The sequence below is a fragment of the Thermostichus sp. MS-CIW-41 genome (genome assembly GCF_054058915.1).
The window spans coordinates 69,408-85,491 of record NZ_JBSSBO010000008.1 but is presented as its reverse complement, the minus strand read 5'-3'; the positions used below and the strand labels follow the sequence as shown (position 1 = coordinate 85,491).

General features: G+C 59.6%; 12 protein-coding genes and 2 tRNA genes. 10 read left to right on the top strand and 4 right to left on the bottom strand.

Going from position 1 to position 16,084, the window contains the following annotated elements:
* Positions 1 to 187 precede the first annotated feature (187 nt).
* Complete coding sequence (locus ACVWXE_RS04245; RefSeq protein ID WP_011433251.1) at positions 188 to 787, top strand: CPP1-like family protein; 600 nt, start codon at positions 188 to 190, stop codon at positions 785 to 787.
* Positions 788 to 825: 38 nt separating this feature from the next.
* Here ACVWXE_RS04245 and ACVWXE_RS04240 read toward each other — a convergent pair whose 3' ends face one another.
* From ACVWXE_RS04240 to lysA, 3 genes are all read right to left on the bottom strand, one after another.
* Positions 826 to 1,572, bottom strand: coding sequence for an isoprenyl transferase (locus ACVWXE_RS04240; protein ID WP_011433250.1), 747 nt, complete (start codon positions 1,570 to 1,572; stop codon positions 826 to 828).
* Positions 1,573 to 1,578: 6 nt separating this feature from the next.
* Positions 1,579 to 2,502, bottom strand: coding sequence for a diadenylate cyclase CdaA (cdaA, locus tag ACVWXE_RS04235; RefSeq protein WP_414328940.1), 924 nt, complete (start codon positions 2,500 to 2,502; stop codon positions 1,579 to 1,581).
* Positions 2,503 to 2,720: 218 nt separating this feature from the next.
* Complete coding sequence (lysA, locus tag ACVWXE_RS04230) at positions 2,721 to 4,100, bottom strand: diaminopimelate decarboxylase (RefSeq protein ID WP_457489672.1); 1,380 nt, start codon at positions 4,098 to 4,100, stop codon at positions 2,721 to 2,723.
* A 221-nt stretch (positions 4,101 to 4,321) separates the two neighbouring features.
* On the opposite strand from lysA, the gene ACVWXE_RS04225 reads away from it, so the two are divergent.
* From ACVWXE_RS04225 to ACVWXE_RS04205, 5 genes are all read left to right on the top strand, one after another.
* Positions 4,322 to 4,407: transfer RNA gene (locus ACVWXE_RS04225), tRNA-Tyr, on the top strand.
* Between the two features lie 8 nt (positions 4,408 to 4,415).
* Positions 4,416 to 4,487 (top strand) — tRNA-Thr (locus tag ACVWXE_RS04220).
* Positions 4,488 to 4,621: 134 nt separating this feature from the next.
* Positions 4,622 to 7,411 carry a cation-translocating P-type ATPase gene (locus ACVWXE_RS04215; RefSeq protein WP_457489675.1) on the top strand — a complete coding sequence of 930 codons (2,790 nt, stop codon included), beginning with the start codon at positions 4,622 to 4,624 and terminating at the stop codon, positions 7,409 to 7,411.
* 232 nt (positions 7,412 to 7,643) lie between these two features.
* The gene (locus tag ACVWXE_RS04210; protein ID WP_457489671.1) at positions 7,644 to 11,612 is read left to right on the top strand and encodes a PAS domain S-box protein; all 3,969 of its coding nucleotides are present in this window, start codon (positions 7,644 to 7,646) and stop codon (positions 11,610 to 11,612) included.
* 34 nt (positions 11,613 to 11,646) lie between these two features.
* Positions 11,647 to 12,879, top strand: coding sequence for a hybrid sensor histidine kinase/response regulator (locus ACVWXE_RS04205; protein ID WP_457489670.1), 1,233 nt, complete (start codon positions 11,647 to 11,649; stop codon positions 12,877 to 12,879).
* A 35-nt stretch (positions 12,880 to 12,914) separates the two neighbouring features.
* Here ACVWXE_RS04205 and ACVWXE_RS04200 read toward each other — a convergent pair whose 3' ends face one another.
* Positions 12,915 to 13,271: a HesB/IscA family protein gene (locus ACVWXE_RS04200; protein WP_457385211.1), complete on the bottom strand. Its 357-nt coding sequence runs from the start codon at positions 13,269 to 13,271 to the stop codon at positions 12,915 to 12,917.
* Positions 13,272 to 13,660: 389 nt separating this feature from the next.
* Between ACVWXE_RS04200 and rnz the strand changes: the two genes are divergently transcribed.
* The 4 genes from rnz (at position 13,661) to rpsR (ending at position 16,071) form a co-directional block, all read left to right on the top strand.
* A complete protein-coding gene (gene rnz / locus ACVWXE_RS04195) occupies positions 13,661 to 14,647 on the top strand; it encodes a ribonuclease Z (RefSeq protein WP_457489669.1) in 987 nt (328 codons plus the stop codon).
* A gap of 29 nt (positions 14,648 to 14,676) precedes the next feature.
* Positions 14,677 to 15,540, top strand: a complete 864-nt coding sequence (locus tag ACVWXE_RS04190) for an RDD family protein (protein ID WP_457489668.1) — start codon at positions 14,677 to 14,679, stop codon at positions 15,538 to 15,540.
* A 91-nt stretch (positions 15,541 to 15,631) separates the two neighbouring features.
* A complete protein-coding gene (gene rpmG / locus ACVWXE_RS04185; RefSeq protein ID WP_011433240.1) occupies positions 15,632 to 15,826 on the top strand; it encodes a 50S ribosomal protein L33 in 195 nt (64 codons plus the stop codon).
* 29 nt (positions 15,827 to 15,855) lie between these two features.
* Entirely contained in the window at positions 15,856 to 16,071 is a 216-nt protein-coding gene (gene rpsR, locus ACVWXE_RS04180; protein WP_011433239.1) for a 30S ribosomal protein S18, read from the top strand.
* Positions 16,072 to 16,084 lie beyond the last annotated feature (13 nt).

The window sequence follows — 16,084 nt, the reverse complement described above, 5'->3', positions numbered from 1 at the left end:
CCTTGGGGCGACTGTAAACTCGCCTGAAATTCCGAAACTTAGCTGTCCTCTGGGGCCGCTAGGGATTGGGATAAAGCCCGCACCCTGCGCATAGCGCGGGTGTCGGGTAGTTTACGTAGCCGGATCGAAGGTCGGGCAGGCTGGGTTAAGGTGATAAAGAGTTACAGGGCTGGTCGCTATGGCTGAGATGAGTCCGTATCAGGTGTTGGGAATTAGCGAAGAAGCCTCTTTTGAAGAGATTCAATCGGCGCGGGCTCGGCTCCTGGCCAGCTTGGGCGCCGATGAACAGCAGCAAGAGCGGGTGGAGCAAGCCTACGATGCCATCCTGATGCAGCGCCTGCGCCTGCGCAAAGAGGGCAAAATCGCCGTTCCCGATCGCATTCGCTACGCCGAACAACGGGCTGCCCATCCTGAGCCGGAGCTGAGTTTGCCTCGCCCTGCTGCCCAAAATCCCCCCTGGGTCAGCCGCTGGTTGGATACCCCCTCTACCGCCGATGCCCTCTGGCCTGCGGCGCTGCTGGGTGGGCTGGGGGGTTGGGTTATCCTGGCTCCCGATGAGTACCCCTCGCTGCAACTGGCCTTGGGGCTGATGGCTTGTATCTATTTCCTGTACCGCAAAGAGCGCCGCTTCATTCGCGCTTTTCTCTTGGCCCTGGCGGGCCTGAGCCTGGGGCTGATGTTGGCCTACGGCATTGCCCTTCCTCTCACCGGTGGCGATGCTCCTGGTGCGCTGTTGGTGGGGATCACGTTTACGGTGATGTGGTTGGTGACCAGCTTTCTGCGCTAGCTGCCGGTTGGCAACGGATATCCAACCAGGGATCATCCTCACCTGCCAAACCGCCGCTGCCGCGACTGATAGCTAAGCAAGGCTTGGTGAAAAGCGGCTCGGTCGAAATCCGGCCAGAGGATGGGGGTGAAATACTGCTCGGTGTAGGCCATCTGCCAGAGCAGGAAGTTGCTGATGCGCATCTCGCCGCTGGTACGGATCAGCAGATCAGGATCCGATAAGCCGGTGGTGTAGAGAAATTGGGAAAAGAGGGCCTCGTCAATCTGATCCGGCTGCAGCAGCCCCTGCTGCACCAAGGTGGCAATGGAGCGGCAGGCTTGTAGGATCTCCTGTCGTCCCCCGTAGTTGAGGGCCACCGTCAGGCAAATGCCCTTGTTGTGCTGGGTGCAGGCCACCGCATGCACGATGGTTTCCTGCAGAGAGTGGGGCAGAGCCGACAACTGGCCGGCAAACTGGATGCGCACCCCCTGCTGCACCATTTCCCCCAATTCCTGCCACAGCACCTGCTCGAACAAAGTCATGAGAAAATCCACCTCCTCGCGGGCCCGGCCCCAGTTCTCGGTGGAGAAGGCATAGGCGGTAAGGGCTGGGATCCCCCAGTCATCACAACAGCGCAGCAGCTCCTTCAGGGCCGCTACCCCTCGCTGATGCCCAACACTGCGGGGTAAGCCCCGTTTTTGCGCCCAACGCCCGTTGCCATCCATCACCACCGCCACATGGCGGGGCAACAACTGCGGATCTAGGTCGGCAGGCAACTGCAGAAGATGGGCAGGAGAAAGGGTCATGGAGATTCAGTCTTCGGGGAGGGTTTTCTCAGGTTTGCGAAAGAGTTTAGTCAGATCGGCAAGGGATCCCCACCAGCGCAGCGGCCCATTGCGAAACCAGGGGTGGGCCCACAATCCCTTTAGCGGAGCATCTCGTTTTTTGGCATCGCGGGGATTGCGCAACCGCTGTACCAGCAGTTCGTGTAACTTGGCACTGGTCAGAGGCCGCTCGATGCGCCCACCCTCCGCCAGGGAAATGGATCCCGTTTCTTCTGAGACCACAATACACAAGCAATTGGTCTGCTCTGTGATCCCCATCGCAGCGCGGTGCCGTGTGCCCAGCTGTCGAGAGGCGGCCCGCTCCGAAACCGGCAGGATGACCCCCGCTGCGCGAATGCGATTCCGATGGATGACCACAGCCCCATCATGCAACAAAGTTGAAGTCTGGAAAATGGTCTGCAGGATCTCCCGCGACACCCGCGCCTGGAGAGGTACTCCTTTGTCGGTAAACACCCGCGAGTCAATTGGCTGCTCCGGCTCGATCACAATCAGCGCTCCTGTGCGGTTTTGGGAAAGTTCTCGCACTGCTTGCACCAGTTCTTCCACCAAATCTTCCTCAGGATCCTCCTCGTCATCGCCTGCGTTGCTCGGCCACTCCATGCGGATGGCTCTTGCCAATTGCTCCAGCAGCCGCCGAAACTCCGGTTGAAAGAGCACGCCCATGGCTACAGCTGCGCCCAGGAGCAGGCGATCCAAGATCAGGTGAACCAAGGGGAGAGAGGCTGTGGCCAGGTACAGCACCAGCAGCACTATAAATCCCCTCACCAGCACCCCAGCACGACTTTCGCGGGTGTAGTAGAGAGCCAAAGCCAACAGAAAGACAGCCAGAGCCCAGTCCAAGAGGCTGAGAAAGTTAAACTGCTGTAGCCAAGCCCATAAGGCCGCCAGCATGGCGAAAAACCCCGTTCACGCTCCCCTCATTGCGGACCTTCTGCCTGGTGCCGTTCTGCACCTCAGAACCCCTGTTGGACTGCGGCCCCCAGACCAGCCTACCACTCACCTCCTGGCTGTCTTCCAGTCTTTCTCGCATGAGGTGCGTTGGCTGCGGTCGGCGCTGCCAGGAAAGGCTGTGCCTCTACTGACCAGATGGGTATGGGCAAACTTCCCCTTCAACGCAGCAACCGCTCTGGCAAGACATCTTGACGGATTAAGTCGGCATAAGTTTCTCGCCGCAGAATCAACTGGGCCTCTCCCTCGTTGACCAGCACCGCGGCTGGCCGAGGGAAGCGATTGTAATTGGAAGCCATGCTGTAGTTGTAGGCCCCCGTCGCCAAAACCACCAACACTTCTCCTGCCATTGGGGCGGGCAGAAGCACATCCTTCAACAGCACATCCCCCGACTCGCAGTGCTTGCCGGCCACCGTTACCCGCTGCGTGGCCTCTGCCTCTGGTCGGTTGGCCAGAAGGGCGGTATAGCGGGCTTGATAGGTGATCGGGCGCGGGTTGTCGGACATACCACCGTCGATGGTGATGTAGGTGCGTCCCTGGGGCAGGTCATCGCTGGGAGGGATCCGCTTTTGCCCTCCCAGGGTGTAGGCGGTCACGGCAGCCGGCCCAATCACAGATCGTCCAGGCTCGCAGAGCACCTTGGGCAAAGGGATCCCGGACTGGGCAAAGGCTTGTTGCACCGCCGTTGCCACAGTTTCCACCCACTCCGGGATGGAGGGGGGATCATCGGATTCGACATAGCGGATCCCCAGGCCCCCACCCACATTCAGCTCTTGTAGGGGCAACCCTCTGCCCAGCCCTTGCCGCCAGATCTGGGCCAGCACCCCCGCCAGGTCGCGGTGGCCCTGTAGATCAAAAATCTGTGACCCAATGTGGGCATGGAGCCCAACGCACTGCAGTTGGGGATGGGCTGCCAAAAAGTCAAACACCTCCGGCAGTTGCCATTGGCCGATGCCGAATTTGCTGTCGGTTTGTCCGGTGCGGATGTACTCGTGGGTGTGGACGTCAATACCAGGGTTAACCCGCAGGAGCAGCCGCGCTGGCCGTGCGGGCGTGGTCAGGGCCGACACCTGCTGCAGTTCGTACAGGCTATCGACCACCAAAGTACAGCCCGTCTCCAGGGCCAAGTTCAGCTCGTCGAGAGACTTGGCGTTGCCGTGCAGATAGAGATCTTCACCTTTGGCCCCCGCCTGCAGGGCCGTGTACAGCTCCCCGCCAGAAGCCACATCCAACCCCAGCCCTTCTTGCAGCGCCAATGCACAGATGGCCAGGCAATTCCAGGCTTTCGTGGCGTACAAAACCCGGGATCCCCCGGCGTAGCAGCGGGCCCAGGTGTCACGGTAAAGCTGGCAGGCGCGGCGCAGCGTCCATTCGTCCAGGATGTAGAGAGGGGATCCAAACTGGCGCACCAGCTCCACCACGTCGCACCCCCCAATTTCCAAGTGCCCCCGGCTGTTGATACGGCTGGTCAAGGGGCGCAAAGACTGGTTGGGGGAAAGGGTCTGCTCTGGATGGGTGGGAGTGCCGAGGGTCGAAATCATGGTCAGGAGTCAGAAAACTGTCTTAAACGATATCAAGTTCCTTATTCAGTTTGTCTTGAAAAGTGCCCAGCCCTAACCCGATCCCTTTATACCCAGCTCTGGGGCTGCCTCGTTCCGCTTCGACTCTGACTCCTCGGTTTTGAGATGGCTGACAATTGGCACAGTGGGAGTGTGTCTGACTTACGCAACACCTTCTGCTATGATGAAAGACCGGTGTCAACGGGTCGATGCCCGAGGGGTTAAAGGGGGCGGACTGTAAATCCGCTGGCTTACGCCTACGTTGGTTCGAATCCAACTCGGCCCACCATCGGCTTTGCCCACGTGGCTCAGTGGTAGAGCACCCCCTTGGTAAGGGGGAGGTCACGAGTTCGATCCTCGTCGTGGGCTTGGCGCTCTGAAGATGATCCCAGCCGCTGGCGCCAGAAGAGCTATGGCCCGAACAACTGGGGAGATGACAAGAATCCTCCCCCTCGAGGGCGGGGAGTATGTCAAAATGCGGCAAGAACCCTCGAGTGGTCGCGATGATCCCACCGGATGGATCCCCCCTTGCTTCTGTTCCTGCCTGGCATAGCCTCACCCTCGCCGCTGCCATCCAGAAGTTGCAGACCGATCCCGATCGTGGCCTCACCACTCAGCAGGTGATCCAGAGGCAGCGGCAATATGGCCCCAATGAGCTGATCACCACTTCTGGCCGTAGCTCCTGGCAAGTCCTGCTGGATCAATTCCGCAACATCATGCTGCTGATGCTGATCGCCGTAGCGGCGATCTCAGCCACTTTGGACTTGCAAGAAGGCGAGTTTCCCAAAGATGCCCTGGCCATTTTGTTGATCGTTGGCCTTAACGGTGGCCTGGGCTATTTGCAAGAAAGTCGGGCGGAAAAAGCGCTGGCGGCCCTGAAAAAACTGGCCTCCCCTACTGTGCGGGTGGAGCGGGATGGCCTGTGGCAAGAAGTTCCAGCCAGCCAACTGGTGCCGGGGGATCGCGTGCTGCTGGAAGCCGGGGTACAGATCCCAGCCGATGGGCGCTTGGCCGAGGCCGTGAACCTGCAGGTGCGGGAAGCAGCTTTGACCGGAGAAGCCACCCCTGTAACCAAACAGGCAGATTGCGTACTCCCGCCGGACATCGAGCTGGGGGAACGGCGCAACATGGCCTTCATGGGCACCGAAGTGATTCAGGGGCGAGGGATCCTCTTGGTTACTGCCACCGGCATGAACACGGAGCTGGGCAAGGTGGCAACCTTGCTGCAATCGGTGGAGACCGAGCCCACCCCGCTGCAGAAGCGCATGAGCCAACTGGGCAATGTGCTGGTGTCGGGATCCCTGGCTTTGGTGGCCTTGGTGGTGGGGATAGGGTTGCTGCAAGCCGGGAGTATGGCCCCTTTCACCTCGCTTCTGGAAACCTCCTTGAGCATGGCCGTGGCCGTGGTACCAGAGGGGCTGCCTGCGGTGATCACTGTCACCCTGGCCATTGGCACCCAACGCATGGTGCGCCGCCATGCCCTCATCCGCCGCCTGCCAGCAGTGGAAACCCTGGGATCCGTGACCACCATCTGCTCCGACAAAACCGGCACCCTCACGGAAAACAAAATGGTGGTAACCGACATCATTACCCCCGACCGCCACTACCACGTCAGCGGCAGCGGTTACATCCCCAAGGGCTCCTTCTACTGCGGCGGCCAGCTCATGGATCCGGAGAGCGCCCCAGATTTGCAGGCCATCTTACGGGCCGTGGTGTTCTGCAACGATGCCCTGTTGCAGGCCAGCCTCCAACCCGTTGCCGGTCGCAACCCTCGGTCTGCAGTTTCTTCTCCCCCTTCAACGCCCACCTGGTCCATCCTGGGGGATCCGACCGAAGCAGCCCTGCTGGTGGCAGCCGCCAAGGCCAACCTCCACAAAGGCTCCCTACAGGAGCGCTACCCACGGGTGCAGGAGCTCCCCTTCAGCTCGGAACGAAAACGCATGAGCGTGGTGATCCAAGAAAACGGCGGCTACTGCGTCTACACCAAGGGATCCCCAGAGCTGGTGCTAGAGCGGTGTGATCGTATCCAGAAAGGGGGCACTTGGCAGGAGCTGTCGGAAACCGATCGCCAAGCCATCCTCGGCACCAACAACCGCCTGGCCGCCCAAGGTATCCGGGTTCTGGGGGTAGCCACCCAGAGGCTAGAGCGGATCCCGGACAACGGGGAAGAGGTGGAGCACAACCTGGTTTGGCTGGGCTTGGTGGGGATGCACGATGCTCCGCGACCAGAGGCACGAGAGGCCGTGGCCCGCTGCCGAGAAGCCGGGATCCGCACGTTGATGATTACCGGCGACCACCAACTGACAGCTGTTGCCATTGCCCGCCAGCTGGGCATTCTCGAGTCGGAGGATCAGGCGATTGACGGGCGTACCCTCTCCCGCTTGAGTTTCGAGGAGCTGCTGCAAACGGTACAAACCGTCAGGGTCTATGCCCGCGTCGCCCCCGAACACAAGCTGCGCATTGTCCAGGCCTTGCAAAAGCAAAACGAGTTCGTGGCCATGACCGGGGATGGGGTCAACGACGCCCCTGCCCTGCGCCAAGCGGATATTGGCATCGCCATGGGCATCACGGGCACCGATGTGAGCAAAGAGGCCAGCGATATGGTGCTGCTGGACGACAACTTCGCCACCATCGTGGCCGCCATTGAAGAAGGGCGAGTGGTCTACAGCAACATCCGCCGCTTTGTGAAGTACATTTTGGGCAGCAACATCGGCGAAGTGCTGACGGTGGCTGCCGCCCCCATCCTGGGCTTGGGGGATGTGCCGCTGACACCCCTACAGATCTTGTGGATGAACTTGGTGACTGACGGCCTGCCCGCTCTGGCCTTGGCTTTGGAACCGGCGGAGCCAGGGGTGATGCAGCGCCCCCCCTTCAACCCCAAAGAGAGCATCTTCGCCCAGGGGCTGGGAGCCTACATGGTGCGCATCGGCGTGGTTTTTGCCATCTCCACAATCCTCATGATGGCCATTGTGGAAGCCTACATCCCCCACTGGCGCACGATGGTCCTCACCACCCTGTGTATCGCCCAGATGGGCCATGCGCTGGCCGTGCGCTCCAACGAGAAGCTCACCATCGAGACCAACCCTTTTTCCAACCCCTACCTGCTGGGCGCGGTCCTGACCACTCTGCTCTTGCAATTGGCTCTGCTCTATGTGCCTTTCTTGCGCAGCTTCTTTGGCACAGAGGAGCTAACCCGCACTGAACTTTTGATCTGCTTGGGCTCTAGCACCGTGGTTATGGTCTGGGTGGAGTTGGAAAAACTCTATTGCCGCTGGCGCAAGGGATCCCGCTGAATCTTCACAATTATTTTTCACAATAAAGCATCTTCACAATAAAGAGTCTCTCTCCCTGCTGCATCCAGAAACGAAACTCTGAGCAGAGGCTCGTCTCCCCCAAAAGCCATCCTCAAGGGGTTGTACAGAGGCCATTTCCGCAAGTTAGCTGAGCTTCCTCTTTTGACCTCCAAGATAAGCTGGAAAGACTTGCTGGGATACTGTGGAAAGGGGGCAGGAATCTCTGGGTTCTATGCACAGAGAGCTATGGGCGGTAGGGAAAACGGTGGGCCTGGTGGATCCCTCTGGCCTTGCCTTTTGGCTGCTGGGATCCCTCTTCTTGGCTCTCCTGCTGCTTGGCGTCAGCCTGGGGGAAAGTCAGCCGCTTTCTGTCTTCAGAGGGATCCTGGGATCCCTTTCTCGAAGATTTCCCTTCCAACCTCCTAGAGGCACCCCCAGCCCAGAGGCTCGTTTTCGGGCAGCCTTGGAAGCCAGCTTGGATGCTATTTACCTGCTGGAGGCGGTGCGGGATCCCGTTACCCGCGAGATCCGCGACTTTGTCTTTGTGGATGTCAACGCCAAGGGGGAAGAGCTCATTTCCCTCCAGCGCCGGCAGATCATCGGCCAGCGGCTGTGCGAGCTGCTGCCCATCAACCGCTGGGGGGGCTTTTTTGAGAAATACAAGCGAGTGGTGGAAACCGGCATTCCTCTGGAAGAGGAGTTCCCCATTTCGGGGCAGCCGGGCTTGAAGGCCAGTTGGATCCATCACCAAGTGGTGCCGGTGGGCGATGGGATCCTCATCACCAGCCGCGACATCAGCGAGCGGGTCAAGATGGAGCGGGCTCTACAGGAAAGCGAGTCTCGCTACCGCGCCCTCTACGAGGCCATTCCCGACTTGATTTTTGAGCTCAGCGCCGAGGGAGTCATTCTTCATTGCAAGCCTTCCCCTTACGTTCCCACCCGACATCCGCCTGAGTTTTACGTGGGTTGCCGCGCCCAAGACGTGTTTACTGGCTCGCTGAAAGAGCAGTATCCATCTCTGGCGGAGGGGGCCTTGGTCAGCCAGACGCCGCAGTACCTAGAGTACGAAGTTGAGATTGAGCCGGGGATCCGCTGCTATCGGAGAGCCTGCGTTGTCGCTCACGGGAGAGACAAAGTTTACATCCTGGTGCGAGATATCACCGAGCGGAAACAGGCGGAGTTGGCCCTTAGAGAAATGGAAGCCACCCAGCGAGCCATTCTAGAAGCCATTCCCGACTTGATCTTCCGCCTGGATAGCCAGGGCATTTGCTTGAGCTTTGTCTGGGGGGGCGAGGTTGTTCCCTATAGCTCACCCGACACCTACGTGGGCCGATCCCTGCAGGAGCTTTTGCCACCGGAGTTGGCCGAGCGGCGGCTTTTCTTTGTTCAGCAGGCTATAGCTACCCAGACGCGGCAGCGCTACGACCAAAGCATCGAGATTCAAGGAGAGACCCGCCACGAAGAGGTGCGCATTGTGCCCCTCAACCCCCAAGAGGTGGTGGTGATCGTCCGCGATGTAACCGACAGGGTGCGATCCCAGCAGGCCGTCCAGGAAAGCGAGCAGAAGTTCCGGGCGCTGTTTGAGAATGCCGCTGTGGCCATCCTCATCCGTCATGCCGAGACCGGCGAGATCCTGGAGGCCAACTCCCAAGCCATTGCCGCCTACGGGTTTTCCAGCCTGGAGGAGCTGCGGGCCTTCGACGCTTGCGAGCAGTCTCCCTATCGCCGGGCTTTGCAGGGGAGGGAGTTTGCTTTGCAGTCCTACTTGGAGCAAGCCCGCCAGCAGGGATCCGCCCGCTTTGAGTGGCAATGGCAGCGGCAGGATGGCCGAGTTGTCTGGGAAGACGTGTTTGTGCAGCCCCTTGTCTTGCGCGGGATCCCGTGTTGGGTGTTTACCGCGGTGGACATCACTGCCCGCAAGTCGGCAGAAGCGGAGCTGGAGCAGTTTTTCTCGGTAGCTCTGGATTTGCTCTGCATTGCCGATGCCCAAGGGTACTTTCGCCGTCTCAACCGCGCCTGGGAGACCACCCTGGGCTATTCCCTGCAGGAGCTCCAGAGCCGACCGTTTTTGGAGTGGGTTCATCCGGACGACCTCCCCGCCACGCAGGCCGCCATGCAGCAGCTTATCGAAGAGAAACGGCTGGATCACTTTGTCAACCGCTACCGCACCCAGGACGGCAGCTATCGTTTCATCGAGTGGCGAGCCTCTTTGGCCGGATCCCTGGTCTACGCCGCCGGGCGGGATATCACCCTAGCCAAGCTGGCAGAAGAGCAGATGAAAGCAGCTAAGGAAGCTGCCGAAGCCGCCAGCCGGGCCAAGAGCGAGTTCCTGGCCACCATCAGCCACGAGATCCGCACCCCCATCAACGCCATTTTGGGGATGACCAGTCTACTCCTGGACACCTCCTTGGATCCGCAGCAGCAGGATTGGGTACAGACCATCCGCTATGGAGGCGAGGTGCTGCTGAACCTGATCAACGACATCCTCGATTTCTCCAAGATCGAGTCCCAAAAACTGGAACTGGAGGAAATACCCTTTTCCTTGCCGCAGTTGGTGGAGGAGCTGCTGGATCTGATGGCCGCCCAAGCCCAGAGCAAGGATCTGGAACTGGTGGCCTGGGTGGATCCCAACCTGCCGCCAACCTTGATAGGGGATCCCAACCGGCTGCGCCAAATCCTGGCCAATCTGCTCAGCAACGCCATCAAGTTCACCCCCCAGGGAGAGGTGGTGGTGACCGTCGAGGCCGGGGAGAGGGATCCTGAAAAGCAATGGGTCAACGTTCAGGTGCGGGATACAGGCATTGGCATTCCCCCCGAAAAATTGGATCGCCTCTTCAAGCCCTTCAGCCAGGTGGATAGCTCCATCAGCCGCCAGTTTGGGGGCACCGGCCTGGGCTTGGCCATCAGCCAGCGTCTCTGCCAGCTCATGGGGGGAGCAATCGGGGTGGAAAGTCAGCCGGGCCAGGGATCCACTTTTCGCTTTCGCATCCCCCTAAAGAGGCCAGACCAGGAGCTGTTGCCAACCGCCGCACCGGATCCGTGCTTGGCCGGCAAGCGGGTTTTGCTGGTGGAAGACAACGCCAGTCAACGGCAGTTGCTATCCCGACTGCTGAGCGCTTGGGGCATGGAGGTAACCTGTTGTGCCTTGGCGGCAGAAGCCCAGGCTGCAGTTAGAACTCGTCCTTTTGACCTGGCCCTTCTGGATGCCACCCTGCCAGGCCAGGATGGCTTGACCCTGGCGGCTGACCTGCAGACAGCGCAACCCCGCCTGTTACCCCTAGTGCTGACGGGGCGCAACTTCATCTCCACAGCAGACCCTCTCCCCACTTTGGCCAAGCCGGTCAAAGCCTCCCAACTGCGGAAGCTGCTGCTGGGGCTTGTGGGAGAAAAAGCTCCTTCCTCCTTATCTTCCTCTCCCGCCGCTCCTCCCTCCATTTGGGACGCGACCCTGGCCAGCCGCTACCCGCTTCAGATCCTGGTGGCAGAGGATAACCCGGTTAACCAGAAGGTGATTCGCCTCATGCTGGAGCGATTGGGCTACCGGCCCGACATAGTCGGCAACGGTCTGGAAGCCGTCCAAGCTCTGCGCCTGCGACCCTACGATCTGGTGTTGATGGATATGCAAATGCCGGAGCTGGATGGTCTTGCGGCCACCCGTCGCATCCGCGCTGAACTGCCTCCTGAGCGCCAGCCTCGCATTGTTGTCCTCACGGCCAATGTGTTTTCGGAAGGCCGTGCTGCTGCCCAAGCTGCTGGGGTGGATGGCTATCTAACCAAACCCTTGGAGCCAGCCGCCCTAGTCCGGGTTCTTCAGGGATCCCTTCCCCTTCCCATCCCGGCCAGCCAAGAAGAGGATCCGCCCCTCGACCCCGTTATCCTCGCCCAGATGCGGGCAGTCTTCAGCTCTCCAGAAGCCTGGCAGGAGATGATCCAAACCTACCGGCAGGACAGCGAAGCTCTATTGGGATCCCTGCGGCAGGCCCTAGAGCAGCGGGATCCCCAAGCCATTGCTCGGTTGGCCCACCGCCTCAAAGGCGGCAGCAGCACCCTGGGCGCCAAACGTCTGGCCGAGCTGTGTCAGCAGTTGGAAAAGCTGGTTCATGCCGAGCCAGCCAGTTCTGTAAAATGGGATACTATAGAGCAAGCCGTGCAGCAGCTGGAGGTGGCATATCGGCAAGTTACCCTCAGTCTCTCCTCCTGAGTGCAGAGCCTTTCTCCCTCTCCTCTCAATGCCTATGCTGAGGCCTAATCCCCATCCTCCGGCCAGCTCGCCGGCGGTTCCTGAGGCCCAGGCGGGATCCCCCTCTCCTGAAAAGAAGCCGTTGTTGTTGATCGCGGACGATGAGCCCAGCCAGCGACTCTTGGTTCGCTACGCCCTTGAGCGAGAAGGCTACCAAGTTCTAGAAGCCAGCAGCGGCGAAGTCTGTCTGCAGCTAGCCGCTCAACACCCAGTGGATATGGTCTTGCTGGATGCGGTCATGCCGGATGTGGATGGGTTTGAGTGCTGTCGCCGCCTCCATGCTCAAAACTCGGATCTGCCCATTCTCATCGTCACGGCGCTGGAAGATGAGTCCTGCGTGGATGAAGCCTTTGCTGCCGGGGCCAGCGATTACATTTCCAAACCCATTCGTTGGGCGGTTTTGAAGCGGCGTATCCGTCACCTGATCCAGGCCAGCCAAGCCCAACGCCACCTGCGGGAACTTAACCAAGCCCTAGAAGCCAAAGTGCAGGAACGTACCGCCCAGTTGGCCTGCCAGGTACAGGACTTGCAGCAGCTCAGCCGCCTTAAGGATAGCTTTCTGGCCAGCGTTTCCCACGAGCTGCGCACTCCCCTCACCAAGATCAAGCTGGCCCTGGAGCTATTGGGCCGCTCCCCTCTAGACGAGAAGCAGCGCCAATACCACCGCATTGCCCTGGAAGAATGTCAAGCTGAAATCGAGCTAATCAACAGATTGCTGGATCTGCAGAGCCTAGAAGCCAAAGAGTTGAGCTCTGCGGCTGCCGCCATCGATCTCCACAGCCTTTGCACAAGCCTGCTCGACGGGGTGCGAGAACGGGCTCAAGCCCGGCAACTGAAGCTGGAGATGGCGGAGCTGACCTCACTTCCCGCAGTGCTCTACAGCTACCCGCAGCAGCTAACCCTGATCCTGAAGGAACTGCTGGAAAATGCCTGTAAGTTCACCCAGCCGGGCGGAACCCTCCGCTTAGAGGGGCAAGCCTTTCCCGGTGGGGTTGAGTTAAGAGTCGGCAATACCGCCCAAATCGAGCCTGAACACCTGCCCCACCTTTTCGAACGCTTTTACCGTGTGCCTTCTGAGGATCCCTGGGCGCAGCCGGGCAGCGGCCTTGGACTGGCCTTGGTGAAGCATTGGGTGGAGTATCTGCAGGGCCAAATCCGGGTCACCAGCCAGAAGGGATGGACTTGGTTTGTCCTTTGGCTGCCCAGCCTAGAGCCCTCCAACCGTTGACGCCCAAAGGCGGGTGGGAGGCAGCGATTGAGACTTTAGTGACCAACGACAGCAGCAGTCTCAGCAGTGGCAAAGGAGGTGCCACACCCACAACTGGCGACTGCGTTGGGGTTCTTGAAGCGGAAGCCACCGCCCAGCAGATCCTCGGAAAAATCGACGGTGGTGCCGCTGATCAAGGTCATGCTCAAGGGATCCACTGCCACCTGGATATCCCCAAAGTCGAAGGTATGATCGTCAGGGTTGGCCTGAGACTCGAAGTTCATCACATAAGAGAGGCCAGAGCAGCCGCTCGGCTTGACCCCCAGACGCAGGATGGGCTGGGATCCCTCTTTTTCGTACTTGCTGCGCAGGCGCTTCAACTCTTGGATGGCGCTATCGGTCAGGGTGATCATGACGAGAAGGCTCAAGGGTACGTTCTACTCCCCATCCTATCAAGGGTTTTTTCTCGGCCAGCGAGAGCATGACTCTAGTCAATAATAAGCTCAACTATACTGAAAATAATGTATAATATGTTCAGTACGGATTACTACCAGTTGATCTTTCTGTTTACTTTCGAGTCTGCCAACATGGTAGCCAAAGCAAAGCAGAAAATTGGTAGTAAGACGACACGGAAACTGCGCTTTGGGTATTCTACTCAAAGCTTTGCGGGATACCGCCATTCTGGTTGGAAACAAACAGAATGCTATCGCTGCATAGTTGAACAGTGATGTTCAGTAGTGTTCAGCGTAAATGTATCAGCAATTGGTAAGCTAGGGATCCCAATCCTTGAGGTCTTGCCCCTGTGACAGATCCCAATGCCATTCGGATCACCTTTTTGGGCACCAGCTCCGGCATGCCCACCCGCCAGCGCAATGTCTCCGGGGTGGCGGTGCAGTTTCCCCAGCGGTCGGAATGGTGGCTGTTCGATTGTGGCGAGGGCACCCAGCACCAGTTGCTGCGCCTAGACGAGCTGCGCCCCAGCCAGTTGCGCCGCATTTTCATCACCCACATGCACGGGGATCACATCTACGGCCTGCCGGGGCTGTTGGCCTCCTGTGGCTTGGGCAGCACCCCTGAGCACATCGATATCTACGGCCCGCCGGGCCTGGAAGAGTACCTGAAGGCCGTGTTGCGCTACAGCGAGACGCGCATCCCCTACGGCTTCCGCGTTCACACCGTCGAAACCGGTCTCATCCTGCAAGAGCCGGAATACTCCGTCTTCTGCGCGCCCTTGGATCACCGGGTGCCCGCCTTCGGCTACCGCGTGGTGGAACAGGATCGGCCAGGCAGCTTCAATGCAGCCAAAGCCCAAGCCGATGGGATCCCCTTTGGCCCTCTGTATGGGCAGCTCAAGGCCGGCCAATCCATCATCTGGCAGGGCCGCTGCTTTCACGGACGGGATTATGTCGGGGATCCCATTCCGGGCCGCAAATTCTCCTACTGCACCGACACCATTTTCTGCCGCAACGCCGTCGATCTCTCCCGGGCTGCGGATCTGGTCATCCACGAGGCTACCTACGCTCAGGCTGACTTGGAGCTGGCCCGCCGCTCTAAGCATTCCACCGCCGCCATGGCCGCCCAAGTGGCCGCCGAAGCCAAGGCCCAAACTTTGATCCTCACCCACTTCAGCCCCCGCTACACCCCAGAGGCCCCCATTACCTTGGAAGACCTGCTGGCAGAAGCTCAGGCCATTTTTCCCAATACCCTGCTGGCCCGCGATCGGCTGACCTACGAGATCCCCCGTCGCAGCCCGTCCCCTCGGCCGGTGGGTGTGGGCTTGCCTCGCTAGAATGATAGAACTGACTGTCTCAACCGGCAATGACGGATCCCAGACCTTACCCCGAACGTCCCCAATTTCCAGAGCGGCCCAAAACCGAACAACTGGATCAAAGTGCTGGCGAGTGGCGAACCTTCAGCGCTTTGCCCCCTGCCACTTCTCTGCCCCCGGTTCAAGCCGAGCGGCCAGCCCCGCAAACGGCTGCTGAGGGAGAACCCCTGCCAAAATTGGCTCCCTGGAGCAAACGAATTGGGGCTTTTGCCCTCGACTTTGGGCTGGGGCTGGGGATCTCCTACCTAGCCCAAGGCTTGGCTGCTCTGGTAGGGGCCAATGCAGGCGCCGTGGACATGACCGGCTATCTCGCCTTCTTCGCCACCTGGCTGGTGAACCGCGGCTATTTCCAATCCCGTCCTGAGGGCCAAAGCCTCGGCAAATGGCTGCTGAACATCAAAACCCTGGATCCCGAAACCGAAGCCTCGCCGCACCTGGTTCGCTCTCTGGCTCGAGAGGGAGTGCTCTCCCTCTTTGTGCTCACGGAGGCCCTGCTGGTGCCTCTGGCTGCGGATGGGCTGTTTGCCGTCTTCGACAAGGAAAAACGCCAAACCATTCACGACCGCGCCGGACGTACCCTAGTGGTGGAAGCGGAGCGGGGCTACCACCTGGATGAAAAAGTCTTGCGGTTTTTGCAGGACATCCTAGAGGGGGACGCTGCTGACGACGTCAAATCGGCTGCTCGCGACCTGCTGCGCCAAGCCCAGCGCAATGACGCCGTGCGGGATCTGTCCAAGCAGTTGCAGCGCCTGAGCAAAGATGTGGATCGCAACGCCCGTAGCCTACGGCAACAAACGGGCAAGCACGTGAAAACTTGGGTTGATTCCGTCAAGGAAAAGTTGGATAATTGGTGATCGCGCTTATCGAGGTAAACCCCCATCTCCAGCCTCAGGATCTGGGATTGCAGTTTCCTCATTGCCGTTTACCTTCGTCTTGGGATCCGTCATGGCCAAAGCAAAGGGTGCCCGCATCATCATTACTCTGGAGTGTACGGAGTGCCGCACCAACGTCAACAAGCGCTCTCCAGGCGTGAACCGCTACACCACCACCAAAAACCGCCGCAACACAACAGCCCGCTTAGAGCTGAAGAAATTCTGCCCCCACTGCAACCGCCACACCGTCCACAAAGAGATTAAGTAGTTCAAGCCGTTTCGCCGTTCTCCTGACCTATGGTTTACGCTCGCCGCCGCCTGTCTCCCATTAAGCCGGGAGAGCCCATTAGGTACACCGATGTGGAGCTGCTCAAGAAATTTGTTACCGAGCGTGGCAAGATCTTGCCCCGCCGCATCACCGGCCTGACTGCCAAACAACAGCGGGAGCTCACCGCCGCGATCAAACGAGCGCGCATCATGGGTCTTCTTTACTTTGTCAACAAAGAGGGATAGCCTTCTCCAGATC

Bases quoted from the DNA above. Each gene is read 5' to 3' on its own strand.
- ACVWXE_RS04245 (WP_011433251.1), top strand. From the start codon at position 188: ATGAGTCCGTATCAGGTGTTGGGAATTAGCGAAGAAGCCTCTTTTGAA.
- ACVWXE_RS04240 (WP_011433250.1), bottom strand. From the start codon at position 1,572: ATGACCCTTTCTCCTGCCCATCTTCTGCAGTTGCCTGCCGACCTAGAT.
- cdaA (WP_414328940.1), bottom strand. From the start codon at position 2,502: ATGCTGGCGGCCTTATGGGCTTGGCTACAGCAGTTTAACTTTCTCAGC.
- lysA (WP_457489672.1), bottom strand. From the start codon at position 4,100: ATGATTTCGACCCTCGGCACTCCCACCCATCCAGAGCAGACCCTTTCC.
- ACVWXE_RS04215 (WP_457489675.1), top strand. From the start codon at position 4,622: ATGATCCCACCGGATGGATCCCCCCTTGCTTCTGTTCCTGCCTGGCAT.
- ACVWXE_RS04210 (WP_457489671.1), top strand. From the start codon at position 7,644: ATGCACAGAGAGCTATGGGCGGTAGGGAAAACGGTGGGCCTGGTGGAT.
- ACVWXE_RS04205 (WP_457489670.1), top strand. From the start codon at position 11,647: ATGCTGAGGCCTAATCCCCATCCTCCGGCCAGCTCGCCGGCGGTTCCT.
- ACVWXE_RS04200 (WP_457385211.1), bottom strand. From the start codon at position 13,271: ATGATCACCCTGACCGATAGCGCCATCCAAGAGTTGAAGCGCCTGCGC.
- ACVWXE_RS04190 (WP_457489668.1), top strand. From the start codon at position 14,677: ATGACGGATCCCAGACCTTACCCCGAACGTCCCCAATTTCCAGAGCGG.
- rpmG (WP_011433240.1), top strand. From the start codon at position 15,632: ATGGCCAAAGCAAAGGGTGCCCGCATCATCATTACTCTGGAGTGTACG.
- rpsR (WP_011433239.1), top strand. From the start codon at position 15,856: ATGGTTTACGCTCGCCGCCGCCTGTCTCCCATTAAGCCGGGAGAGCCC.